Origin of the sequence: Corynebacterium sp. MSK297 (assembly GCF_030232885.1) — a bacterium.
Taxonomy (GTDB): Bacteria; Actinomycetota; Actinomycetes; order Mycobacteriales; family Mycobacteriaceae; genus Corynebacterium.
Window position 1 is genome coordinate 66,615 of sequence record NZ_JASPGD010000006.1, and the last position, 23,946, is coordinate 90,560.

20 protein-coding genes are annotated in these 23,946 nt (G+C 57.6%); 1 reads left to right on the forward strand and 19 read right to left on the reverse strand.

Annotated elements, in window-relative coordinates; all coding sequences use genetic code 11:
* Positions 1-8: 8 nt before the first annotated feature.
* The 15 genes from holA to QP888_RS07500 all read right to left on the reverse strand — a co-directional run bounded on the left by holA (position 9) and on the right by QP888_RS07500 (position 17,119).
* Positions 9-965 (reverse strand): DNA polymerase III subunit delta, encoded by a 957-nt coding sequence (gene holA / locus QP888_RS07430; RefSeq protein ID WP_284812900.1) that lies wholly within the window; start codon positions 963-965, stop codon positions 9-11.
* Between the two features lie 18 nt (positions 966-983).
* Positions 984-2,708, reverse strand: coding sequence for a ComEC/Rec2 family competence protein (locus QP888_RS07435; RefSeq protein ID WP_284812901.1), 1,725 nt, complete (start codon positions 2,706-2,708; stop codon positions 984-986).
* Positions 2,709-2,716: 8 nt separating this feature from the next.
* Entirely contained in the window at positions 2,717-3,544 is an 828-nt protein-coding gene (locus tag QP888_RS07440; RefSeq protein ID WP_284812902.1) for a ComEA family DNA-binding protein, read from the reverse strand.
* 140 nt (positions 3,545-3,684) lie between these two features.
* Positions 3,685-4,494 (reverse strand): DegV family protein, encoded by an 810-nt coding sequence (locus tag QP888_RS07445; protein WP_284812903.1) that lies wholly within the window; start codon positions 4,492-4,494, stop codon positions 3,685-3,687.
* The gene (locus QP888_RS07450; protein ID WP_284812904.1) at positions 4,495-5,172 is read right to left on the reverse strand and encodes a histidine phosphatase family protein; all 678 of its coding nucleotides are present in this window, start codon (positions 5,170-5,172) and stop codon (positions 4,495-4,497) included.
* Entirely contained in the window at positions 5,169-5,627 is a 459-nt protein-coding gene (gene rsfS, locus QP888_RS07455; protein ID WP_284812905.1) for a ribosome silencing factor, read from the reverse strand. Before rsfS ends, QP888_RS07450 begins: the two co-directional genes overlap by 4 nt.
* Before the next feature lie 138 nt (positions 5,628-5,765).
* A complete protein-coding gene (gene nadD / locus QP888_RS07460) occupies positions 5,766-6,431 on the reverse strand; it encodes a nicotinate-nucleotide adenylyltransferase (RefSeq protein WP_284812906.1) in 666 nt (221 codons plus the stop codon).
* The gene (locus QP888_RS07465) at positions 6,424-7,362 is read right to left on the reverse strand and encodes a hypothetical protein (RefSeq protein ID WP_284812907.1); all 939 of its coding nucleotides are present in this window, start codon (positions 7,360-7,362) and stop codon (positions 6,424-6,426) included. The genes nadD and QP888_RS07465 overlap by 8 nt, the downstream gene beginning before the upstream one ends.
* Positions 7,363-7,461: 99 nt before the next feature.
* Positions 7,462-8,790 (reverse strand): glutamate-5-semialdehyde dehydrogenase, encoded by a 1,329-nt coding sequence (locus QP888_RS07470; RefSeq protein WP_502869154.1) that lies wholly within the window; start codon positions 8,788-8,790, stop codon positions 7,462-7,464.
* 97 nt (positions 8,791-8,887) lie between these two features.
* The gene (locus tag QP888_RS07475; RefSeq protein ID WP_284812908.1) at positions 8,888-9,796 is read right to left on the reverse strand and encodes a D-isomer specific 2-hydroxyacid dehydrogenase family protein; all 909 of its coding nucleotides are present in this window, start codon (positions 9,794-9,796) and stop codon (positions 8,888-8,890) included.
* A gap of 102 nt (positions 9,797-9,898) precedes the next feature.
* On the reverse strand, positions 9,899-11,137 hold the full coding sequence (gene proB, locus QP888_RS07480; protein WP_284812909.1) for a glutamate 5-kinase: 1,239 nt from the start codon (positions 11,135-11,137) through the stop codon (positions 9,899-9,901).
* 88 nt (positions 11,138-11,225) lie between these two features.
* A complete protein-coding gene (gene obgE, locus QP888_RS07485) occupies positions 11,226-12,755 on the reverse strand; it encodes a GTPase ObgE (protein ID WP_284812910.1) in 1,530 nt (509 codons plus the stop codon).
* Between the two features lie 124 nt (positions 12,756-12,879).
* Positions 12,880-13,158 carry a 50S ribosomal protein L27 gene (rpmA, locus tag QP888_RS07490; protein ID WP_018120949.1) on the reverse strand — a complete coding sequence of 93 codons (279 nt, stop codon included), beginning with the start codon at positions 13,156-13,158 and terminating at the stop codon, positions 12,880-12,882.
* A gap of 20 nt (positions 13,159-13,178) precedes the next feature.
* Positions 13,179-13,484, reverse strand: a complete 306-nt coding sequence (gene rplU, locus QP888_RS07495) for a 50S ribosomal protein L21 (RefSeq protein WP_284812911.1) — start codon at positions 13,482-13,484, stop codon at positions 13,179-13,181.
* A 302-nt stretch (positions 13,485-13,786) separates the two neighbouring features.
* Positions 13,787-17,119 carry a translation initiation factor IF-2 N-terminal domain-containing protein gene (locus QP888_RS07500; RefSeq protein ID WP_284812913.1) on the reverse strand — a complete coding sequence of 1,111 codons (3,333 nt, stop codon included), beginning with the start codon at positions 17,117-17,119 and terminating at the stop codon, positions 13,787-13,789.
* A gap of 380 nt (positions 17,120-17,499) precedes the next feature.
* On the opposite strand from QP888_RS07500, the gene QP888_RS07505 reads away from it, so the two are divergent.
* Complete coding sequence (locus QP888_RS07505) at positions 17,500-18,225, forward strand: hypothetical protein (RefSeq protein WP_284812914.1); 726 nt, start codon at positions 17,500-17,502, stop codon at positions 18,223-18,225.
* Between the two features lie 346 nt (positions 18,226-18,571).
* Here the strand turns inward: QP888_RS07505 and ndk are convergent, their stop codons facing one another.
* The 4 genes from ndk to QP888_RS07525 form a co-directional block, all read right to left on the reverse strand.
* On the reverse strand, positions 18,572-18,982 hold the full coding sequence (ndk, locus tag QP888_RS07510; RefSeq protein ID WP_284812915.1) for a nucleoside-diphosphate kinase: 411 nt from the start codon (positions 18,980-18,982) through the stop codon (positions 18,572-18,574).
* Positions 18,983-19,075: 93 nt separating this feature from the next.
* A complete protein-coding gene (locus tag QP888_RS07515; RefSeq protein ID WP_284812969.1) occupies positions 19,076-19,441 on the reverse strand; it encodes a DUF4233 domain-containing protein in 366 nt (121 codons plus the stop codon).
* 110 nt (positions 19,442-19,551) lie between these two features.
* The gene (gene folC, locus QP888_RS07520) at positions 19,552-21,129 is read right to left on the reverse strand and encodes a bifunctional tetrahydrofolate synthase/dihydrofolate synthase (protein ID WP_502869149.1); all 1,578 of its coding nucleotides are present in this window, start codon (positions 21,127-21,129) and stop codon (positions 19,552-19,554) included.
* Entirely contained in the window at positions 21,129-23,876 is a 2,748-nt protein-coding gene (locus QP888_RS07525; RefSeq protein WP_284812971.1) for a valine--tRNA ligase, read from the reverse strand. The genes folC and QP888_RS07525 overlap by 1 nt, the downstream gene beginning before the upstream one ends.
* Positions 23,877-23,946 lie beyond the last annotated feature (70 nt).

Genomic DNA, 23,946 nt, shown 5'->3' on the forward strand with positions numbered 1-23,946 from the left:
CCACAATTTTAGCGCGCCAGCTCCGAGATTTTCCGCACCGCTGATTCCAGCGCATACTCGGCATCACCACCCTGGCCTTTCACTTCAGCATCCAACTCAGCAATGATCATCACCGCCTGCGAGACGTTTTCGCCGCGCCATCGACGCGCCACCTTCAACGACTTATCCACCAACCACGGCGGCATCCCCAATTGCCCGGCGAGTTTCTGCGCATTCCCACCATGCTCCGAATACAACCGCGCAACCGTACCCACCTTGCTAGCCAACGCATAGGCCAGCTTGACCGGCGGCTCACCGAGTTGCAGGGCCCGGCGCACCGAAGCCACTGCTTGCGAAGTGTGGCCGGCAACTGCGGCGTCGGCGATATCAAAACCAGACACCTCCGCTACCCCTTGGTAATACTCCTGCACCGCGGCCTCAGTGACATTGCCGTTAGTATCAGCCACCAACTGGCTGACCGCTGAAGCCAGCTCACGCAGGTCAGAACCGACACCTTCCAGCAAACTATGCACAACTTCCGGCCCAACCCGCACGCCGTGCCTACGGAATTCCTGGCTGACCCAACTTCCACGCTCCGATGGTTTCAGCTTGGCGACGCGATGGACCTGCGCCAATTTCTCAATCTTTTTCATGATCGCCTGATTACGCCCACCACCGGCGTAGACGATGATGATTGTGACCGACGGAGCCGGGTTGACACAGGCATCTAACACAAGGTTCAACGGCTCTTTCCCAGCCGTTTCTGCATTGGTAATTACCACGATCCGCTCGTCGCCAAACAGCGACGGGCTCGTGGCTTCAATGAGTTCTGGGCCGGTAATCTCCCCGGCGCGCAGCGTGGTTTGGTGCACTTGGTCACCATCAGCGGCATTGTTTTTCACCTCGGCGGTAAGTTCCAAGCGCACCCGCTCGGCCAAAAACTCCTCATCACCAATGATTAACTGCACGCTGGATTCCATTGCCATGTCCCTATCGTGCCACAGCTAGAACTTCCCACTTTCAGCATGCTGTCTGCCATCGACGTAGATGGTGACTCGCCCATCGCGGTGAGGAAAAATGATCGGAATACCTGCAGGTGTGGCAGTGGGTCTTTCTGCGGGTTGACCCGACGGATCGGTCACAACAATGGCCTCGGTGCCCGGAGGAATGCTTTCTGCTGCAATCTGCCCAGAATAATCGGAGATTTCTGCAAGTGTGTCGACAACAAGCACGTTGGCTTCGTCGATTTCTGCCTGTGGTGGCAGGCGCTGAAACCACCCGGTAAGGAGCATGCTCGCTAGCAAAGCAGCAATGGTGGTGCGCACAAACCCTGCGAGTAGTGCCGCGATGATCCAGCCGTAGCCGATAATTGCTGCCCACGGAGTGATCTCGATGGTGGCAAGCGGCAGATCCTGTGCCCAGCTTGCCACCCGGTAAATCCACCAAGCCGCAGGTTCAGCAAGTTTCAGTACCACGGCTTCTACCGGGATCGGCAGTGGAAGCGCGGCGAGCAATGTAGCTGCCAGTCCGAGTAACAAGGCGAACGAGACCGCCGGGGTCACAGCAACATTAGCAAGCACGCTGACTAGGGAAACCCGTCCAGCCATCAGTGACACCAGTGGCATAGTCAGGATATCGGCGGCAATGGAGACCGCGAGTGCGCGGATAATAACATCAGGTAAGCGGATACGTGACAGTGGCCGGTACAGCAATGGCACTAAGGCGATAATGCCCGCGGTTGCTGCCACAGACAGCGCAAACCCGAATCTCACAGCCATGTCACTGTCGAGAAACAACAGCACGATGACTGCGATGCACAACGCATGCAACGGCGGCATGCGAGTGGAATTCAGAATTGCTGCTACCCCAACCAGGCCCGTGATACTGGCACGTAATACCGACGGCGCCGGGCCCACCACCGTGACATATAGTCCCATGATCAGTACTGCAACACCCGATTGTCCTACCGGACCCAACCTGGCGGCACGCGCGAGAATGACCGCAGCAGCCACGACCGTAGCAACATGCAAGCCGCTGACTGCTGTGAGGTGCGTTAGCCCAGTATCGATATACATTTGCCGCTGGGTATCGGTCTGCGCGCTGGTATCGCCAAGCACCATGCCCGGAATGAGCGAGGCCGTATTCTCGCCGAGAAACCGCTGGGCAGCACCATGCAGGGACTGCGCCACATGATCGGCGAACTGGGAAAGCCCGGTCGGAGCCTGCACCTGGGTGATCTCGCCTCGCGCGACCACCGGGGCCAAACCCGGCCGATCCGATTCCTGGTACGTGGCATCCACCAGGATGCGTGATCCCGGCGCGAGTTCAGCAAGTTCGGGTGCGTGTTCTGCTGCTGTTCTCTGAGCTGATGTTTTCTGCACCGTTGGTTGCTTGGCGAACAACGCCAAGTTCGGTGCCACGCCGTCGACGTCGATGGGAAAGTAATAGCCCCCGAAATCGAGGGGCTTTCCGCGCCCGGCTACCGTCGCGGACAATCGCTCCGGATACGCAAACTCTGCTGCACGGTGCTGGCGGATAGCTGCTAGAAACGACGCAGCACCGGCGCCTGCAACCACAAGGAGACAGTGCTGCCAGTAGCCCGCGCATGCGCATATCGCTCCCACCGCGACGACTAGCCCCACCGCCCAACCGGGGCCACCAGTCACAATCAGCAATAACACGGCTGCCCAGCTGGTCAACGCTGTGGGAAATAATCGCAGATCATGCATGCCGGGTTTTACACCGTGACCTCATCTTGCAGGCGCGAAAACTTCGCAGGCCCAATCCCAGTAACCTCCACAAGCTGCTCCACAGAGGCAAAGCCACCATGAGATTCACGAAATTCAATGATCGCGCTTGCTGTAGCATCACCGACACCATGCAAGGCGGTCAGCTCAGCAACCGTGGCGGTATTCAACGAGATCGGCCTGGTACTCGCACTCTGCCCGGTACCAGCGTCACCCGTTCCGCTCCCGGAAACCGGCGGCGCTGGATCATCCGGGCTCAGGACCACCAACTGCTGGCCATCACTTAATAACTCCGCATGGTTGATACGCACCAGGTCCGCTTCCGGTAACACCCCTGCCACAGCTAGCGCATCAGCGGCACGGGAACCGTCGGGAAGCGTCATGATTCCCGGGTTCTGCACCAACCCCACTACCGAAACCACGATGTCATCGGCTGAATGCGCATACGCATCCACCGCTGCTCCAGTCACCGCTGCATGTTTCGGTGACTTCGGTTCTGAGTCCGGCGAGGTGGCAGCGGCATCATCGGTAGAGCGGGCATCCACAGAACCACTGAGTACAGAACCACTGGATGCAGAACCACTAGGTGCGGAATCATCTGCCAACGCAACGAAATCTGCTTGTGCTGAGCCGTGCTCGAGGGAGCTCACCGCCCACCAGAGTAAGCAACCGAGGCATGCAAGGGCAGCAGCGGCCACCGCCGCGGTGGTGGATAAAGAAAAACGCGGTTGGGGGTAATCGACCGCCATAAGGTCTTCTTCCCCAGTAGGCCGGGTTAATTCCGCGATGCGTTCTTTGACACGTGTAGTTGGGCTCATGCCCGCGATACTAAAACCATGACAGAAGAAACCGAGCTGGCTTGACCACGAGCCTGTGAAAACTTACGTGACAGATCAGCACAACAGGGTCACGTTGTGGATAACTAACACGAGGTTGGCACAATGCACGTGCGTGCGTGCTAATCTCCCACCGTAAACACCGCAGAAACACCTATCGCACCAGCACCAACGTGTACGCGTAGCACCTCGCTCATTTCCATGACCATCACCGAAGAACCAGGTGCTAGCGCGTCGACAAGCAAACCATATAACGTTTCTGCACCCTCTTCGGCCTCACTGTGCTGGATGGCAATAAACGCCGGCTCACCACCAGCGTGCTGGGACACCAGCTCCACCAATTTGTTGAAAGCCTTGGTCTGGGTACGAGTTTTACCAACCAACTCCAACTTGCCGTCGTTAAACTCCATGATCGGCTTCGTGGCCAACAACGCGGTCGATAGCATCGCAGTCGTCACTGACAACCGACCCGAACGGCGCAGATCATCAATCCGGTGCAAATACACCCACGTAGCAGAACGCGACAACACACCCACAGCGGCGTCATAACATTCGTTAAGGTCAGCGCCTTGCTGGGCAAGTTTCGCCGCAGTCATCACCGCAGCCCCCATCGCCATCGCAATCGCGGGTGAATCAATAATGCGAATCTCATCGTCAGCAAACAGCCCCACGGCTGTCTGGGCAGAATTCCACGTCGACGACAACTCCTTGGGCAAATGCATCACCAGCACGCCATCGCCCTGGCTCCGCTCCACCAAACGGCCATACACCGCAGCCAACTCTAAAGATGACAAACCCGCCGTGGACCGCTCTACCGAGCCATCCTTGGCAGTTTTTTCCACCACGTGCAGATCCAGCACCGTGATGCCAAGTTCTGCGATAACGTCCTCACTCAAACTCGCTGAGGAATCCGTAACCACCTGAACCGTCATTTAATCCCCTCGGCCCATATTCCAGCCTTCCAGGAACCACTGGGCACCACGTGTATCCGCGGCACCAGAAAAACGCGGGGTACGCTTCGGGGCATCCGGATTAAAACCCGGGCGCGCCACCAATTTCGCCCAATGAGTATTTTTTAAGCTCGAAAGCATCGGAAATTGTTCGACCTGCAAATCCAACAACGCACACGCTAGTGCGGAAATCGCACCGTTATGCGCCACCAACAGCACGCCGCCGTCGTCCCATTCGGAATATTCTTCCATCAACTCATCAACGACCGGCCGGATGCGCTGAGACACATCCACCCGTGATTCGCCTCCCGGCGGCGTCCACGTAGCATCATTACGCCACTGTGCGCGAGCCCCCGGGTACTGCTCATCGACCTCACCACGCGCCATTCCCTGCCACTCGCCCAAGTGAGTCTCGCGCAGTCGCGTATCGGTGGTGACCTCTAGTCCGAACTGCTCCGCGATATACCTGGCCGTAGTGGCAGCGCGATTCAAATCAGAGGCAATGATCCGGGTGATGCGAACGTCGGCAAGCATCTGCGCAGCCTGGCGTGCCTGAGCATGCCCCCGCTCGGAGAGCTCAGTATCCAGCTGGCCCTGCATCCGCCCGCTGGCGTTATACGTCGTCTCACCATGGCGGATGAGATACAGCGGGCGGGTCATGACCGTTCCTCGCCCACCACAGGAATATCGTCAATGTCTTGGGCCGAACGCACCTGAGCACCATCGGATTCGGAATAGGTGCCCGGGCGGGAATATTCCACACCTTCGACTTCTACCAGCGGGCAATCCCCATACAGGCGGTCCAAACCGTAAAAATCACGTTCGTCGTTGTGCTGGACATGTACGACAATATCGCCATAATCCAGCAGCACCCAGCGATAATCCCGCTGACCTTCGCGACGCAACGGCTTGCGCCCGGCATCTTTCAGGTCCTCTTCAATCTCGTCGACGATAGCTTTGACCGCGCGCTCCGTATCCGCCGAAGCGATGATAAACACCTCGGTAATGCCCAGGACATCCGAAACGTCCATAGCGACGATATTGGCCGCGGATTTTTCATCAGCGGCGCGAACGGCCACACTCGTGAGTTCGCGAGCGGTATCAGTAGCGGTCAATGCGCACCTTCCTCTTTCTGGCAAATATGTTGTTTCCAGTTTCCAAGAAAGTTGTGGTTTCTTGGGTTTTCCAGTGGTTGTCGAGTGACTGTCCAGTGACTGTCTAGTCACAGTTTCGCACGAACTAGCCGGTTCCGGCTAGTTCTCGGCATATAAATTGTTTTTCGAAATGTACTGCACCACCCCATCCGGCACCAAATACCACACCGGGCGGCCCTGCCCGGAACGCTCACGGATATCCGTCGATGAAATCGCCAGCGCGGGCACATCCACCAAATCAATGCGACGTTCGTGAATATCCGGCATCATCGCCTCAGACAACTCGTAGCCTGGCCGGGTCACCGCCACGAAACGCGCCATGTCGAACATGTCCTCCCATTTATGCCAGGAGACAATATTGGCCATAGCATCAGCACCGGTGATGAAAAACAGCTCCGTATCCGGGTAGCGCGTACGCAGATCCCGCAGTGTATCGACGGTATAGGTATCCCCGCCCCGATCTATATCCACGCGGCTGACCCCGAAGCGCGGGTTGGAAGCAGTAGCGATCACCGTCATCAGATACCGCGATTCCGCCGAAGTAACCTGCTTATCCGCTTTCTGCCACGGCTGTCCCGTGGGCACAAACAACACCGTATCCAGGGAAAACTTATCCGCCACCTCGCTAGCAGCAACCAGGTGACCGTTATGGATCGGGTCGAAGGTACCACCCATCACACCGATGCGCTGCGCGGCTTTATGCTGCACAGCACCACCCTTCTGGGCACTTTCGGTACTTTCGGTACGATCATCAGGTTTAGTCATGGGTAATCCACTCTGCTAATTCATCAACGACGGCGGCATCGTGTGGATTACCAATAAGAAAATAATCGCCATGGATTCCGGCTTCATCACGCAATGCGGCCACCGCGGATTGCGGGGAGAGATCGCAGGCGAAATCATCAGTCATGCAGTAATTAATGCGCGGCACCGGAGCTAATTCAGGGCGTAGTGATTCCGGCAGCACCGCAGAACCAGCAAGCAGACCGTTACCAACGCGTGGCCTGCCCACCGTGGAAGGATCGCCAGCACCTAATTGGGGGTTACCGATATAAACCACCCCACGCAATTGGTCTTTATCGTGCAAATATTTTTCCAGGTGACTCAGCACAATCGAACCCTGCGAATAACCAAATAAAATATAGTCCGGTTGGCAGCCCGTTGCCTGTTCAAAATCTTCTACGAACCCGGGGGCGTTGTTAATACCCGAACGCACGCTATCCACTACCCCGGCCATTGCCTCATACGCAATGGTATGCGGAGGGGTGTGCCGCAATATTTCCATCAAGTTGGAAGAAAACTCCAGCGCATCTGGATTGCTACCGCGTTCTGCGATCACCGGTAGATAAAGATCCGCCGGATAGGTTTCTTCGTCGAGCGCCAAGACCGGAACGTTGTGGAACAACGATTCCCCGGTGGCAGCAGTATGCCGTTGTTGGGCCAGGTGCAGGCCCGCTGCAATGTTTTCTGCTTCGAAGCCGTTAGATTCCCACGGTGAATTCGGTGCGTAACGTTGCGGGGTAGTCGCAAAATTCTGCTCCGACCCCCGCGCAGCAATAATCGCCACCTCCGGGCACTGCCCGTTATCGGCAGCCGTGGTGGCGACTGTGGTATCTGGTGGGCCCAGGGTCTGATTCGCGCGCTCAGCGGCAATGCCCGCTTGTGCTGCCGGTATACCAGTAGCAATAGAAGACACTGCGCCAATACTAACCAGCGCAATTACAGCACGGGTTTTCAGGCTTAAGACTGTCATGCCGGGTATTATTCCAGCTCACGAGCCCGAATGCGAGCTGGTTTATGGACGGGTGTGACCAGTTCCCTGCAAAATCCACTTGCTGGAAGTCAATTCCGGCAGTGCCATTGGACCACGCGCATGCAGCTTCTGCGTGGAAATACCGATCTCAGCACCCATGCCGTAAACCTCACCGTCAGTGAAGGCGGTCGAGGCATTCAGCATGACAGCTGCAGCATCAACCTCATTAGCGAATTTCTGCAAGATATCTGCATCTTGCGCCGCAATGCCTTCGGTGTGGCCGGTGCTCCACTTCTGAATGTGAGCAATCGCGCCATCGATTCCGTCAACCACCTTGGCATTGATGTCCATCGACAGTGATTCTTCTGCCCAGTCTTCCTCGGTTGCTTCCACGGCGTTTTCTACACCGAAACCGGAGAGTTCTTGCACCTCACCGTGAATGGTAACTTCGGCATCCTGCAATGCTCGCACGACCTTCAGCTTATCGTCGTCGCTCAGCGCCGAATCCAACAGCACCGTCTCAGTCGAGTTGCAGACCGACGTGCGGCGGGTCTTGCCATTAACGACCATGGCGATGCCCTTGTCCAGATCCGCCGACTTGTCGATATAGAAGTGACAGTTGCCAGTGCCGGTTTCAATGGTGGGCACCGTAGCACCCAGCACCACGGCGTTAATCAGACCAGCGCCGCCACGTGGAATAACCAGATCCACCAAGCCACGGGCGGTAATCAAATCCTGCACCGAATCGCGAGTTTCACATGGCAACAACTGGACAGCCTCACGTGGGTGTCCCAGTTTCTCCAGGGTGTCCTGGAGCAAGTCCACCAACTGCTTATTGGATTCACGAGCAGACTTCGAGCCACGCAGCAGCGGGACGTTTCCGGACTTAATAGCCAAGCCAAAGGCGTCGACCGTAACGTTAGGACGAGCCTCATAAACCATGCCCATCACGCCAAGCGGGACACGGACCTGCTTCATCTCTATGCCATTATCCATGGTGGAACCCTGCAGGATCTCGCCCACCGGGTCTTGCAAACCGGCAACCAAACGCAGGCCGTTAGCGATACCCGCGATACGGTCTTCATCCAGACGCAGACGGTCGAGCAGCTGATCACTCAAGCCAGCTTCTTTACCGTTAACGATGTCACGCTCATTGGCGCCGAGAATAAGAGCAGTGTTATCCAGCAGGTCCTGGGCTGCGGTCTCCAGGATTTCGTTCTTCTGCGGAGTAGAAAGCTGGGCGATCACCGGAGCCACATCCTTAGCGGCACGGGCCTTGGTGAGGACCTCCTCGCGCTCCTGGGCACGTTCGGGCGACAAATTATCGGTGTCTTTATCAGTCATAACGTCTTTATCAGTCATAGCGCCCAGTATACGCACTTCACAATCTGCTACCAGGTTTAAATAAAACGGCTGTCCGGTTTCATCCTGGTTTCATCACCTGCGACGGCGTACAACAACGCAACGCTTAATAACCTGCCTCAACGTCTACTTCCGTCGGCATAGTCTCACCGTTCGCGAACGCTTCCATGTTTTTCAGCATGTGCGCGCCGATACGCTCATGAACCGAATACAACGGGTTTGCCAAATGCGGGGTGATCACGCACTCCGACATCTCCCACAACGGGTGCCCATCCGGCAGCGGCTCCGGTTCTGTGACGTCTAGGCCCGCACCGGCAATATCACCGTTGCGCACAGCGTCGACGAGATCGTCAGTGTTAACCAGCGGACCACGCCCCACATTGACGACGACGGCACTATCTTTCATCTTCGCAAACACATCAGCGTCCACAATGTGGTGCGTCTCGTCGGTCAGCGGCATCAACAGAACAAAGAAATCCGCGCGCGGCCAGACAGAATCCAATTCGGTACTAGGAACGGTTTCGTCCGCGCCGTCGACTGGATTTCCCGAGCGATTGACCGCAATGATTTCTGGGCCGAATCCCTTGAGCATAGAAATCAGCTCTTCGCCAATGCCACCGGCACCAATGATGGCGACGGTGGAGTCATCAGACAAAAAGCGGGTCTTCGGCTCCAGGTCTTTCTGGAGCCAGGTTTTGGCCTGCGTGGATGGTTTGTGCGCATGCAGCTGCGCCAACAAAAGCGCGATCGCGGATTCCGCCACGGTCTTGTCATACAGGCCCGCGGCATTGGCCCAGCGTGTCGACGATTTTTTCATCTGGTCGACGAAAGCATCAACTCCAGCCAAGTGCAGTTGCACGAAACCGAGGGATTCCGGAATCTCCGGCAACTCATCCGGGGTGCCATTAAACAGCATGCACTCAGCGTCGGCGATGTCGTCGACAAGCTCGTGGCCTGCCTCTTCCAAGGTTGTGCGTACATTGTCCCAGCTGTTGGGTTGCATTGTGAACTTCATGAGTCCGAGGTTACCGGGATTTAGCAACGCGAGATTGTACCGAGGCTGTACAGCACGTTTACAGGTTCACGTTTACAGGTTTACGTGCGATGTGCAGCCACCTTATAGACGCGAAGCGTAGTTGGACAGGTAATCCGCGTGCACGACAGGGCGCTGCATCTCCTCTGGCATTTCTTCGGTCTTCTTACCGATAATCGACTTCAGCGCCGACGAAGAGTAGTTGACCTCTCCACGGCCAACGACCTCAGAGTTCGGACCGACAATATCGACGATCTCACCAGCGCGGAATTCACCGTCCACATCAGTAATGCCGACTGCCAACAGCGAGTTACCGCCGCGAGTAACCGCCTTGAGCGCACCCTCGTCCAAGCGCAAGGTTCCGCCGGAATCGGCAGAATACAACGCCCAGAACTTCCACGCCGAAAGGCGCCGTTCTTCCCGAGTATGGAACACGGTACCAACTCGGGCATCTTCCAGCGCTGGGCCAATATTATCCGCCGACGTCAGCAACACCGGCACGCCGCCACGGGCAGCCAAACGTGCGGCCGAGACCTTCGAGGCCATACCACCGGTACCAACTTTGCCGCCATCCCCCGCGGCAACGCCCTTCAAATCTTTTCCGGTGACAACTTCATCAACGAAGTTCGCATCCGGCTCAGCCGGGTTCTTGTCATACAAGCCATCGACGTCGGAAAGCAGGAAAAGCGCATCCGCGCCAGTCAGATGAGCCACGATAGCTGAGAGACGGTCGTTATCACCAAAACGCATTTCGGAAGTCGCTACCGTGTCATTTTCGTTGACGATCGGCACCGCGCGCAGAATACGCAAGCGATCAATGGTGCGCTGCGCATTTCGGGTGCGATCACGTCGACCAGCGTCCGAAGCAGTCAACAAAACCTGGCCACACGTGCGGTTATAGCGGGCGAAAGAACGCGACCACTCATAAGCCAAGTGCACCTGGCCAACGGCAGCAGCAGCCTGCTTAGTAGCCAGATCCTGTGGGCGCTCAGTCAGCCCCAGCGGCTTCATACCAGCGGCGACTGCACCGGAGGAAACAACAATGACGTCAGAAAATTCCATGCGCGCCTGCAGCGCATCAACAATATGGTCAATCTTTTCCGGGGAAACGGAGAAATCATCCGTCAGCGACGACGAACCAATCTTGACGACGACGCGTTTAGCGTTGGTGATCTGCTCACGCAAAGCAGACTCATGGCCCATGGCCAGACTGTCGAGGGAATCCTTCGGCGGATCCGGAAACGAGACTTCCGGAGAGTCATCGTGGTACGGATCCAACGGTAGATGGGCATGAATGTCACGGTCATGGGCATTGTGAGGCATACTGTTCAGTTTACAAAAATCCGCGCATGATCTCACCCACTAAACTCCGCGCTTGTTTCACACTCACAAAACATGACTTATAACCAGGCTAGCCCTGCCAACGCTCGCGATCCGATTGTTCTTCTTCCACATCGCCATACACCAATTCATCGATCAGACCACGGCGTGCCTGCGAGGCGCGTTTACGCTCAGCCGCAGTTGCACGGTTGGTGGTTTCCAGGCGCGCATCGCGGCCACGGCCAGCCAACGTAGGATCGCCGCCAATCATCGGCTCCCACTCGAAAGTGATATCGCCAATGGTGACGGGACAGCCTTCCACTGCGCCCTGTCGGAAAAGCTCGTCTTCCACACCGGCGCGGGCGAGGCGATCAGCCAGATACCCAATGGCCTCATCGTTGTCGAAATCCGTTTGGGAAATCCAACGCTCAATTTTCTTACCGTCGACGATGAAACCACCCTCGACCTCTGGGTCCTGCCGGACAGTGAAATCGGCGTGGTGGCCACCCCGTTTAGCACCACGTCCGGCAACCGCCTGCGGGCGGATGATTTCTGGAGCTGGTTTTTCGTCATCCGTCGGGCGCTGCTCACGGTCAGCCTCGACGATTTCGGCTAGCTTATAGCGCAGCGCATCCAAGCCTTGGCGAGCCACCGCAGAAATGATGAACACCGGCCAACCGAATTGTTCTTCTAGGTCTTCTTTGACAAATTCCGCAAGCTCACGAGCTTCCGGGACATCGGCCTTATTCAGGACAATCACCCGTGGGCGCTGCATGATATCGCCCAACCCCGTGTCTTCTTCCAGTGCGTCTTGGTACTGCGCCAATTCGTGTTCCAACGCTTCAATATCCGAGACCGGATCACGGCCTGGCTCGATCGAAGCAGTATCGACGATATGCGCCAGCACGGCGGTGCGTTCAATATGGCGCAAGAACTCCAAGCCCAAGCCCTTACCCTGCGAGGCCCCCGGGATCAGCCCCGGCACGTCAGCAATGGTAAACACCTTATCTCCAGCCGAAACCACACCCAGGTTCGGGCTCAACGTGGTAAACGGATAATCACCAATTTTCGGTTTCGCCGCAGAAAGCACGGAAATCAGCGAGGACTTGCCCGCAGACGGGAAACCGACCAGCCCCACGTCGGCAACAGATTTCATCTCCAGGATGAGATCGTGCTCCTCACCCGGTTCGCCCTTCAGTGCAAACCCTGGCGCCTTGCGGGACGCATTGGCAAGTGCCGCGTTACCCAGCCCGCCGTAACCGCCTTCTGCAGCCATGAAACGGGTCCCGATCGTCGTCAAGTCCGCTAGCATCTCGCCCTGAGCATTCCGCACGACCGTGCCGACCGGGACTTCCAAAATCAGGTCCTGGCCACGCTTGCCTTGACGGTGATCGCCTTCGCCATTTCCGCCGCGTTCTGCTTTCACGTGCGGGCGGAAGTGGAAATCAAGCAAGGTATGCACCTGGTTGGAGACTTCCAAAATAATGTCTCCGCCGTGGCCGCCGTTGCCGCCATCGGGGCCACCGAGTGGTTTGAATTTCTCACGGTGAACCGAGGCACAACCGTGCCCGCCGTCGCCTGCAGAAAGATGCAGGGTTACTCGATCAATAAAGCGAGACATGGCGCGGGCCCTTTCTAAAAAAATACTGGCGGTGAAGACCTATTTAAGCAAAAAAGCGCAGCCCCACGATCAGATGGGAACTGCGCAGCGGAACCGCGTGGGTTCCATGTGAAACTCAGGCTTGTTATGCGCTGGCTTCTACGGCTACTTCCTGTGCCGGAACGATGTTTACTACCCGGCGTCCGCGCTTAACACCGAAGCTAACGGAACCAGCCTCGAGAGCGAACAGGGTATCGTCGCCGCCACGGCCGACGTTCTCACCTGGGTGGAACTTGGTGCCACGCTGACGAACGATGATCTCACCAGCGTTGACTTTCTGGCCACCGAATCGCTTAACGCCGAGACGCTTAGCCTCGGAATCGCGACCGTTCGAGGTGGACGATGCGCCCTTCTTGTGTGCCATTGTGCTATCCCCTTAGTGCTTTACTTAATTCCGGTGATTTTCACGACAGTCTGAGGCTGACGGTGACCCTGACGACGCTTGTAACCGGTTTTGTTCTTGTACTTCAGGATCCGAATTTTAGGACCCTTGGTCTGGTCTACGATTTCAGCGTTGACGGAAACACCGCTGAGCTCATCAGCCTTGGTCTTGACAGTTGCGCCATCGGCGAGCAGAACCGGGGTAAGAGCCACGGCATCGCCTGGCTCGCCCTCAAGCTTCTCAACCTTGACGAGGTCACCTTCAGCAACCTTGTACTGCTTTCCGCCGGTCTTGACGATCGCGTACATGGAGGGTTACCCCTTATCTATACTCGGCTCGGAGCTTGCGCGCCGCAGGCTGCTGGGCAGCTGCAGTGCATAAGCTCCAAGATGGACTTAATTACTAAAAAGCGTTATTCGCCGCGCCATCCACGTGCTACCTAGGCCACTAGGAACCTAGATCACTAGGCCGGATAACCATTTCACATAATTATCCAGCGCGATAGCTCCCTAGATATTAGCTTCTAGATATGGTGCGCAGGCTCATAACAGCGACTGCCCAAGACTACCGTGACACGCCCCAAAAGACAAACCCGACTATTTCCGGCCTGCTACTTCTTCGCTGGACGCCGCACTACACGACGTCGTCGTGTGCCCTTGCGCACAGACTCGTGCTTACCATCGCGGCCTTTCTCATCGACGGGCGCGCCATCCCCAGCACCGACACCGCTCGCCTGTTGCCCGGCGACGTTCGCTTCACCGGCAGCGCTGACATTGGCGCCTGTTCCGCTTGCCGACGACACCCGCCGCACCACACGACGCCGCCTCGAGGATTTGCGCACCGCAGATTCTGCCGCCTTGTTACCAGCGCCAGCGTGCATATCAGCACTAGCTTGCTGGTCAGCGGCGGTATCAACACCGGCGCCAGCACCGTGATCGCGGTGACCGTCCGCACTACCGTGCTGCCTGTCAGCTGCACTTTTCGCAGCAGAGTCGTGCCGATCCTCCCACCGAAAATCCTTCTTCCGTGGACGGTGATCCGAGCGTGAATTACCGCGGGTACGACGCCGCCGCCGCGGGCTAGATTCAAACTCTTTGACGGCCTGCTCATAGGACTTCTCAGCCACCGCACTAGCAGCAGCTTTTTCGTCGGCTGCTTTTTCGTCAGCTGCGCCCGTGCCCGAGGCGTGGGTATGACTAGCCCTGACAACGCGCTTTTTGCGACGGCCTTTACCGCGCTTCCGGAAAGTTTCCTGTGCGGAATCCGTATCTGTATCCAAATCCGAATCCGGATCAGTGCTGGCGCTGACACCAGCTTTGCCACCAGCGGGATCCTGCACATCCGGCTTCTGCTTCCCAATCACACTGGCAGCCAGATTCTCAAATTCTGCTGCTGCAGCGCGCTCACGCTCACGTCGCTTGCGCACCCCCTGGGCTTGTACATCGAGCTGCGTTTCAGCTTGTTCCCCGGCATGGACCGTGTCGTCCTGCTCCTCATCGATAACGGAGTCAACAGCCTCGCCGTCGTCGTCAAGCGTTGCAACCCGACCACGGCCATAGCCATTTTCCGGCTCATGCTCATGCGCTTGGGCAGCAACCTCCGCCTGCTTCCGGGCATCCACCGGATCACTGTTAATCAGCAACCCACGGCCAGCACACGTCGGGCAATCCGTAGCATAGGCCTCCAGCAGGCCAGTGCCGATGCGTTTGCGCGTTAGCTGCACCAGGCCCAAGCTCGTCACTTCAGAGACCTGATGGCGGCTGCGATCCGACGTCAGACGCTCTTTGAGCCGTCGCAACACCAAATCCTGGTTCTCTTCCAGGATCATGTCGATAAAATCAATCACGATCATGCCGCCAAGATCACGCAAACGGATCTGGCGCACAATTTCATCAACGGCCTCCAGGTTGTTGCGCGTGACGGTTTCTTCCAGATTGCCGCCCTTGCGCTTACCAGTGAACTTTCCGGTATTGACGTCGATGACGATCATCGCTTCGGTGCGATCAATCACCAGTGAACCACCCGACGGCAACGCCACGTTGCGCGACAATGCCTCTTCGATCTGCTCATCGATGTGATACACGGTGAAGGAATCCTGGCCCTGGAACGCAGCGCGGTCATGCTTGGTGATGCGCTTCAGCAGATCCGGAGCCACCGACTTCACGTACGAATAGATGACTTCATAAGCACGGTCACCGTCGACAATAAGCTCTGAGTAATCCTCGTTGAACAAATCACGAACAACCTTGACCAGCATGTCTGGTTCTTCAAACAGCGTGACGGGCTCGGAAGTTTTCGCTTCTTTTTCTTCCTCCACGCGCTGCTTAATGTGCAGCCACTGGTTATGCATCCGATCAACGTCGGCAGCGATGGCACGCTCCGGCACCCCCTCGGCAGCCGTGCGGATGATCGTGCCGCCATCTTCTGGCACAACGCGATCCAGCATCTCTTTCAAGCGCCGACGTTCTTCAGCCGGCAGTTTGCGCGAAATTCCCGCGTTGTTTCCGCCCGGAACGTACACCAAGTAGCGCCCGGAAAAAGAAATATGCGCGGTCAGCCGGGCACCCTTGTGACCCAACGGATCCTTCATGACCTGCACAAGCACCTGATCACCAGGCTTCAACGCAGCCTCAATACGACGCTGGCGGCCATTAAGCCCCCGGGCCTTCCAATCCACTTCCCCGGCATACAGCACGGCATTACGGCCCTGGCCAATATCGATGAACGCTGCTTCCATATTGCGCAGCACGTTTTCCACGCGGCCTAGATAAATATTGCCGATCATCGACCCCTGGTTTTCAGCATTCACGAAATGCTCAACCAACACGTCATCTTCCAGCAACCCGAGCTGCGTGACCGTGCCTGGGCCATCCATGCGCTCACGTTCGCACACCACCATTTTGCGCGTTATCGCTGCACGGCGCTCCTGGAACTCGCTTTCCGAGACAATCCGCTCGGTCTTGCGGCTTTCTTCCCGTAGCTCATTACGACGACGACGCTGTGCCTCCAGCCGTTCGGGACCACGCAGCCCACGGGGCTCATCGATCTTTTCGACGCTCTGTTTTTCTGCGCTCTGTTTTTCGGTGTCGCGCTTATCTGCGTTGTGCTTATCGGCTTCTGGCTTGGTGACGTCTGGTTTTGCGGTGTTTGACTCGGTGGAATGCTGAGTTTGCTGCTCGACGCCGCGACCACGCGATCCGCCTCGGCGGCCACGGCGGCGGCGCCCACGGGAATTCGTGTGCCGTCCACCACGCATATCCGCCGACTCACCATCAGCTGTGCTAGCGGCCTCATCAGAGGCAGTACCGGCGCCGACGCCACTGGCCATGCCAGCACGGGAGTCGTCGGCAAGATCACCAGTTGCATCCTCGGCGTGTTCTGCGGCAGCGACAATATCGTCAATCACGGTTTCGTCGAGCTCGGCCTCGTCAAGAGCGGGATCCACATCCGGAGCGCGGAACACCGGCACGTAGGCGTTCATCGTAGGCTCAGCCGGCGCGGGCACATACGGAGCGGGGGCGGGCTCGTCGCCAAGCGAAGAAGCAGGTAGATCTGCATCGACTTTTTGTGCAATCTGATTGATTTCATTTTCCACGTTTTTGCGCACGCGGTGCCGTAGTTTTTCTTCGGATTCATGAGAAGCGGCCTTTTTCACCGAATCCGAATTCTTCACGGAACCCGATTTCTTGGCGGAACCTGGTTTCTTCACGGGGTCCGATTTCTTCGCCGCAATATAATCCAAAACCGCAGTCACCTGATCCGGCGACACATTCGATTGCGCCCGCTTCGAAATCTGCAGATTCGCTAAAACCTCAATCAATTCCCGCGAACTAAGCCCGAGGTTCTTCGCCAACGTATACACGCGAGTCTTCTCCGGCCACGCCGAACTGGTCAGGTTCGAAGCCTTTTCAATTGTTTCCGGGGTGAAATTCACCGTTACCATGTCTCCTTGACATCACATTGTGCCCCGGGCGCAGCCACCTGGCCGCTGCCGCACAGGACATCACAATTATTCACATATAAATTCGTCTTCAGCAGGCCATACGCGAAACCTCCGCGCAGAAACCACACAGTTGGCATTATGTCACAAAACTCTTGCCGACGAATAGCTGCAAGGCACACCCGCCTACACGTCCCCAGCTACGCGGCTGCGCTATCCTCGTTGCCTCGTTTCCTCATTCTCCGTTGCACCGTTGCACCCGTTGTACCGTCGCACCCGTCGCCTCTTTTCCCGTTTCGCCGGTTACACCGGTGCATGAGTTTTGCCGAATCGCGGCGACGACCGTGCACTCGGAGTTAAAATCTCGGAGTTAAAATAAGGACATGCTCACCAGAAAGGGTCACCACCGTTCGATAACTACCCAACTGTTTTTCAACGCTGGCGCCGCCGTGCCCGCAGGGCTTGGTTATGCCTTGATGCTGCACGAACACTGGCTAGCAGCACTACTCAGCTTCGCCTGTACCATCGGATCCGGTGTCTGGCTGCTCCGTGATTACCAAGTCAGCGTCTACACCGAAGAATACCGGGATACCGATTACACCCCGAAGCAAAAGCTCATGCTGTATCTTCCGCTATTCCCGTGGGGAGGGGTTTTGCCGCTCCCATTTGCACAATTAGACGGTGTGGTCCACCCAGCTGCCTCCATCGCGGTGACCGCGGCAGTAGCGACCATCGGCTTTGCCTTCCAGATTCTCGGCATGAATATCGGGCCACGGCGCGTCGGCAAGCGACGGATCCAGCAGGTTCTTGCGAAAAGCGACCTGGAGGCTGTTACCGGTGAGCGCCTGGAATTAGTAGCCCACAACCCGAAGGTATTACGGGATCTGGCGGCCGTCGGCGCCGGGGATAATGTGTTCGTGCAAGTCGCCGAGTTTGCGAGCGCTAGCCGCCGTGACACTGATGAGTTGATCGCGGAGCTAGAGACGCTGCGGAAGGCTCAGCTGGTCGAGGCGAAGAAAATTACCGTGCGCGAGCAGCCGCACAAATGGCAATATAGCTTAACCCCCGCCGGTATTCAGTGCTTGCAGCACTACCAGCAGGGGCGTTAGCGAAGTTCGGTGTTATAGGGATTGCGGTTGCGCTCCCGCTAGCGCGGGGTTTGTTAGCGCGGGGTTCGCTAGCACGGGTTTTGCAACGCCCCGGCGCCACCCTTGGCATAGACCTTGGCGGCAATCCCTAGCTACGGTCGATGGCGCTGTTTTACAAATAGTGTTACGAAATCGCCGGTTTTGCGGCCACTATTTGTAAAACTGGCACATAAACCGCGTCGGGTTATATAAGTGCGCGGAACGAGCGCACCGGGCGGATACGGATTCTTGGAACCAGGACCCGCTGCTTACAAGTTCGTGCACCAGAATCCACTGCTTACAGGTTCTTGGAACCAGAACCCGCTGCTTACAGGTTCGGGAACCAGATTCCGATCTCGCGCTCTGCAGATTCTGGGGAATCAGAACCGTGAACCACATTTTCTGCCACAGACAGCGCGAAATCACCACGGATGGTGCCCGGGGTGGCCTTGTCCACGGGATCGGTGCCGCCAGCCAGCTGGCGCCACGCGTCAATAGCGCGATCGCCTTCCACGATGCCCGCGATCAGCGGTGCCGAGGTGATGAATTCCACCAGCTCACCGAAAAATGGCTTATCGGCGTGCTCAGCGTAGTGCTTTTCTGCAGTTTCGCGGTCTGCCACGCGCAGGTCAAGTTCAGCCAAGCGCAGTCCCTTGCGCTCAATGCGGGAGATGATTTCTCCCACATGGCCATTCTGTACACCGTCAGGCTTGATCAAGATCAAAGTACGTTCAGTCATGGCGCCCATTCTACAACTTGTTTTAGTGAAAACTTCTTCGGTCTAGCACTTCCCAGCCGACACGAAACACCGGAAATTCCACGACTAGCGCAATTATTCCGTACCCAAGTGCTGGGTGGTCAGCAGGCCACGACGCATACGTTCAAGCAGCATCGAACGCAGGTACAACATGAATGCCCACACACTGATGAACAGAAGCATGATCACGCCGATGGACCAGTGAATGAAAAACGTCAATAATCCCAGCACTTGCAGGACTAAGATCATCGTGATTGCCCAGGGCTTGCGAACGAAAAATACCGCCAACACGTGCAGGGCACCCAGCACCGTTACTGTCACCCAGTTCGGCGTCGTCCAGTACACTCCGCCGTCGATTTTCAGGATGACGGTCAGGCCCAAAAAGATGCTGATCGCCTGCATGATCAGGGTACCCGACATCATGCCAGCGAGCCCGCGCATGGGGTCTTTCACCGGGGCTTTTCCCGGCCCTAATGGGCCGTACTCGGCAGCGCGGTTGCCAACCGCCTCGGCAGCGCGGCGGTTATTGTCGCGGCGGGACTTCTTTTCTGTCACGACGGTTCCTTTCCAAATAGCGTGCGCGCTTCCCCTGCGGTAACCACCGATCCCGTGATCACGATGCCAGAGCCGGATTGCACTTCGGCATCTTCCGCCAATTCGACGGCCAGCGCGTAGGCACCCGGCAGATCGTCGATGGTGTGCACGCGCTCTTCTCCAAAGATTTCGACGGCGTATTCTGCCAGCGTATAAGCATCCAGCGCGCGCGGAGAACTGTTTTGGCTAATCACGACCTCATCCAGGTGTGGTTCCAACGCGAGCAACACACCTTTGGCGTCTTTGTCGTCGAACACGGCGAGCACGCCGATGAGACGATGGAAGTTAAAATCCCGCGAAAGCGCAGCACCCAGCGCCTGTGCGCCGTGCGGGTTGTGCGCCACGTCGATGAACGTGGTCGGCGAGGTACGCACGCGCTCTAAACGGCCCGGCACCGACACGGTGCGGAAGCCTTCCCGCACAGTATCCAGGTCAAGCCCGTGCCCGGCGCGGGCACCGAAAAATGCTTCCACTGCTGCTAGGGCGCACGAGGCATTCGCAGCCATGTGGCTGCCCGAAAGCGGAATGAAAATCTCTGGGTATTCCCCGCCCAGCCCACGCAGGTGCAATTGCTGTCCGCCAACTGCGACGGAGGTTTCCAGCACCCCAAATTCACTGCTGTAGCGCGCCACTCCGGCCTCCACCTCGACGGCGCGGCGCAGGATCACGTCCATGGCTTTCGGGTCCTGCTCGCCAATGATGGCGATATTCTCCGAGGGTTTCAGCACGTCATCCAGGTCATCACGTTTTTTAATGATTCCGGCTTTTTCCGCCGCGATTTCTTCGATGGTCTCGCCCAGATAATTCTGATGGTCCAAACCCACGGGCATGACGACGGATACCTCTGGGTTCACCACGTTGGTGGAATCCCAGGTTCCGCCCAGACCGACTTCCACGACGGCGACTTCCACCGGGGCATCGGCAAACGCTGCATAAGCCATGGCAGTCAGGATTTCGAATTTGGACAAACGCACGTCGAAATGCGCATCGGTCATCTGCACAAACGGCTCGATTTCTTCCCATTGGCGCACATAATCCCGCGCCGGAATTGGGTTGCCGTCCAGGCAGATGCGCTCGGTGACCGTCTGCAAATGCGGGGAGGTGAACATGCCGGTGCGCCGATGGAAACCACGCAGCAGCGAATCGATCATGCGCACCGTCGAGCTTTTGCCGTTGGTGCCCGCGACGTGGATAACGTGGAAGTTTTCTTGCGGGTTGCCCAATAAATCCAGCAGGTACTCTATGCGTTCCAGGCTCGGATCGATCTTTGTTTCCGGCCAGCGGGTATCCAGTTCTGCCTCCACGGCAGCCAAGGCGCTGAGTTCTTCCGGCGTGGCTTGCAGCGGGGCTGGCGCGTTGCGTTCTTCATCCGGCAAACCCAGGTTGAGCTTCAACCCGTGCTCATCGACTTCCACCGCATCACCGGCCAGCGCGGCGAGGTCCTGGTCTAACTCGCTGCTTTCAGAATGGTCTGCGTGCTGGTGACCATTGCCTGTGTGCTGGTGATCATGGTCTGCGTGTTGGTGATCTGCCACTAGCCTAGTGCCTCCAAACGCGCACCGATGCGGTCGACTTCTTCTTGTGCCAGTTGCTGGCGTGCTTTGATCTTGTCGACGACATCCTGCGGTGCCTTCGCCAAGAACTTCTCATTCTGCAGCTGGCCGCCAGTCTGGGCCAGTTCCTTTTCTGCCTTCTTCAGGTCCTTTTGCAAACGGGCGCGTTCTGCTGCCACGTCCACGGCACCCGAAGTATCCACCGCGATGGTGATCGTGGCCTGGCTCAGGCGCACTTCGACAGAGGCGGACTCGGTGAAATCGGAACCCGGTTCTTCCACGTTTGCCAGGTTGCGCACCAGGTTTTCCTGCCCAACCAAGTCGACGGCAGCAAAATCCAATTTGCCCGGGATCTTCTGCGACGGCTTCACGCCTTGGTCCGCACGGAAACGACGCAGCTCGGTAATCAGTACCTCAGCATCGGCAATACGACGCGCAGCGACCTCATCCACCTCGACCCCACCGTTGGTGTCAGCGGCGGTAGGCCAATCTGCTACCACCAGAGATTCGCCACCGGTCAGCGCCTTCCACGTCACCTCGGTGACGAACGGCATGGTTGGGTGCAGCAAACGCAGCACCACGTCCAGCACTCGTCCCAGCACAATTTGCGTGTTTCGACCCTGTGCGGATTCTCCCTCGCGTGGGATTTGGGTTTTCGCGATCTCGACGTACCAGTCACACAGCTCACCCCAGGCGAAGTGGTAGAGCAGCTCGTTGGCTTTCGCGAATTGGTAGTCCTCCAGGTATTTATCTACCTGCACACGTACCTGCTCGGTGCGGTCCAAGATCCAGCGGTCGGCGTCGGTAAGCTCACTGCGCTCGGGCAGCTCGCCCATGCCCGCGCCGTTCATCAACGCGAACTTGGTGGCGTTAAACAACTTGGTGGCAAAGCGCTTCGAGGCTTCCGCGGCCTCATCGCCGACCGGCAAATCCACGCCTGGGTTTGCACCACGCGCCAAGGTAAAGCGCAAAGCGTCCGCGCCGTAATCGCGTACCCAATCCATTGGGTCAATGCCGTTGCCCAAAGACTTCGACATTTTCCGGCCATGCTCATCGCGTACCAGGCCGTGCAAGTAGAGATCCGTGAACGGCACCTGTGGGCGCCCACCAGCAGCAGTGCCGAAGGTTTCCGGGTCTTGGCTGGCTGCAAAGGTGCCGAACATCATCATGCGCGCAACCCAGAAAAACAGGATGTCGTAGGCGGTGACCAACACCGAAGTTGGGAAATAGCGCTCCAGATCAGCAGTTTTATCTGGCCAACCCATCGTAGAAAACGGCCACAACGCAGAGCTGAACCACGTATCCAATACGTCTGGATCTTGCTCATAGCCTTCGGGAGCTTGCTCATCCGGGCCGACGCAGACGATATCGCGCTCGCCGTTTTCATCTTCTGGCCCGTACCAAATCGGGATGCGGTGGCCCCACCACAACTGGCGCGAGATAGTCCAGTCATGCATGTCATCGACCCAGTCGAAATAGCGTGGTTCCATCGACGCCGGGTGAATCTTGGTATCTCCCTCACGCACGGCATCGCCAGCCATCTGCGCGAGCTTGTCCACCTTCACAAACCACTGCAGTGACAGGCGCGGCTCAATCGGTTCTCCGCTGCGTTCCGAGTGACCAACCGAGTGGGTATACGGACGTTTCTCGGCGACGATGCGGCCCTGCTCAGCCAACGCCTCGCGGACCTTCACGCGTGCTTCTTCGCGGCTCACCCCATCAAACTGGGTACCAGTACCAGCGATATGGCCGGTGGTATCCATGACCGTGGGCATGTCCAGGTTGTGGCGCAGGCCCATCGCATAGTCATTCGGATCATGCGCCGGGGTGATCTTCACGGCACCGGAGCCGAATTCCGGATCCACGTAGTCGTCGGCAATGACTTCCAACTCGAGATCATCACGGAACGGGTGCGGGAACTTCTTGCCCACCAGGTGCGTATAGCGCTCATCATCAGGGTGCACGGCAATGGCGACGTCGCCCAGCATGGTTTCCACACGGGTGGTGGCGACGATGACGTGATCCTCGTCGTCGGCAAGCGAACCATAGCGCAGCGAAACCAGCTCACCGTCGACGTCTTTGTGCACCACCTCAATATCACTGACTGCGGTCTCCAGCACCGGCGACCAGTTGACCAGGCGGTGCGCGCGGTAAATCATGCCAGCATCAAACATCTGCTTGAAGATGTGCTGTACAGCGCGCGACAGCCCCTCATCCAGGGTGAAGCGCTCGCGTGACCAGTCGACGGAATCACCAATCGCGCGCATCTGCTGCTGAATGGTGCCGCCGTGTTCTTCTTTCCACTCCCAGACCTTAGAGATGAAATCCTCGCGCGAATAATCCCAGCGGGACTTACCTTCCTGTTCGCGCAGCTTGGCTTCCACCTTGGTCTGGGTGGCAATACCCGCATGGTCCGACCCCGGCAGCCACAGCGTGGAAAAGCCCTGCATGCGTTTACGGCGAATAATCGAATCCATCAGAGTGTGGTCGAGCGCATGCCCCATGTGCAGCTGACCGGTGACATTCGGCGGCGGCAAAACCACGGAATAAGCGGGCTTGTCGGCGTCCTCATCCGGGCGGAAATAGCCTTGCGCCTCCCAAGCGTCGTAAAGATCTTTCTCTACCTCGCCCGGTTGCCAGTTCTTCGCAAGCAGATCGCTACGGTCGCGACCCGGCGCGGCATCAGTTGCGGAATTACGGTCATCTGGGTTTTGCTGGTTCTCCGTCATCACGGCGCCTATTCTAGCGCCCACCTGCAACATGGGCGGCAACACTACAACAAACGCTCCAGCAGCTACG

Bases quoted from the DNA above. Each gene is read 5' to 3' on its own strand.
- QP888_RS07505 (WP_284812914.1), top strand. From the start codon at position 17,500: ATGCTCACCAGAAAGGGTCACCACCGTTCGATAACTACCCAACTGTTT.
- QP888_RS07440 (WP_284812902.1), bottom strand. From the start codon at position 3,544: ATGAGCCCAACTACACGTGTCAAAGAACGCATCGCGGAATTAACCCGG.
- QP888_RS07500 (WP_284812913.1), bottom strand. From the start codon at position 17,119: ATGGTAACGGTGAATTTCACCCCGGAAACAATTGAAAAGGCTTCGAAC.
- nadD (WP_284812906.1), bottom strand. From the start codon at position 6,431: ATGACTAAACCTGATGATCGTACCGAAAGTACCGAAAGTGCCCAGAAG.
- QP888_RS07435 (WP_284812901.1), bottom strand. From the start codon at position 2,708: ATGCATGATCTGCGATTATTTCCCACAGCGTTGACCAGCTGGGCAGCC.
- ndk (WP_284812915.1), bottom strand. From the start codon at position 18,982: ATGACTGAACGTACTTTGATCTTGATCAAGCCTGACGGTGTACAGAAT.
- rpmA (WP_018120949.1), bottom strand. From the start codon at position 13,158: ATGGCACACAAGAAGGGCGCATCGTCCACCTCGAACGGTCGCGATTCC.
- holA (WP_284812900.1), bottom strand. From the start codon at position 965: ATGGCAATGGAATCCAGCGTGCAGTTAATCATTGGTGATGAGGAGTTT.
- QP888_RS07525 (WP_284812971.1), bottom strand. From the start codon at position 23,876: ATGACGGAGAACCAGCAAAACCCAGATGACCGTAATTCCGCAACTGAT.
- QP888_RS07450 (WP_284812904.1), bottom strand. From the start codon at position 5,172: ATGACCCGCCCGCTGTATCTCATCCGCCATGGTGAGACGACGTATAAC.
- QP888_RS07445 (WP_284812903.1), bottom strand. From the start codon at position 4,494: ATGACGGTTCAGGTGGTTACGGATTCCTCAGCGAGTTTGAGTGAGGAC.
- proB (WP_284812909.1), bottom strand. From the start codon at position 11,137: ATGCCTCACAATGCCCATGACCGTGACATTCATGCCCATCTACCGTTG.
- obgE (WP_284812910.1), bottom strand. From the start codon at position 12,755: ATGTCTCGCTTTATTGATCGAGTAACCCTGCATCTTTCTGCAGGCGAC.
- QP888_RS07515 (WP_284812969.1), bottom strand. From the start codon at position 19,441: ATGCGCGGGCTCGCTGGCATGATGTCGGGTACCCTGATCATGCAGGCG.
- rplU (WP_284812911.1), bottom strand. From the start codon at position 13,484: ATGTACGCGATCGTCAAGACCGGCGGAAAGCAGTACAAGGTTGCTGAA.
- QP888_RS07475 (WP_284812908.1), bottom strand. From the start codon at position 9,796: ATGAAGTTCACAATGCAACCCAACAGCTGGGACAATGTACGCACAACC.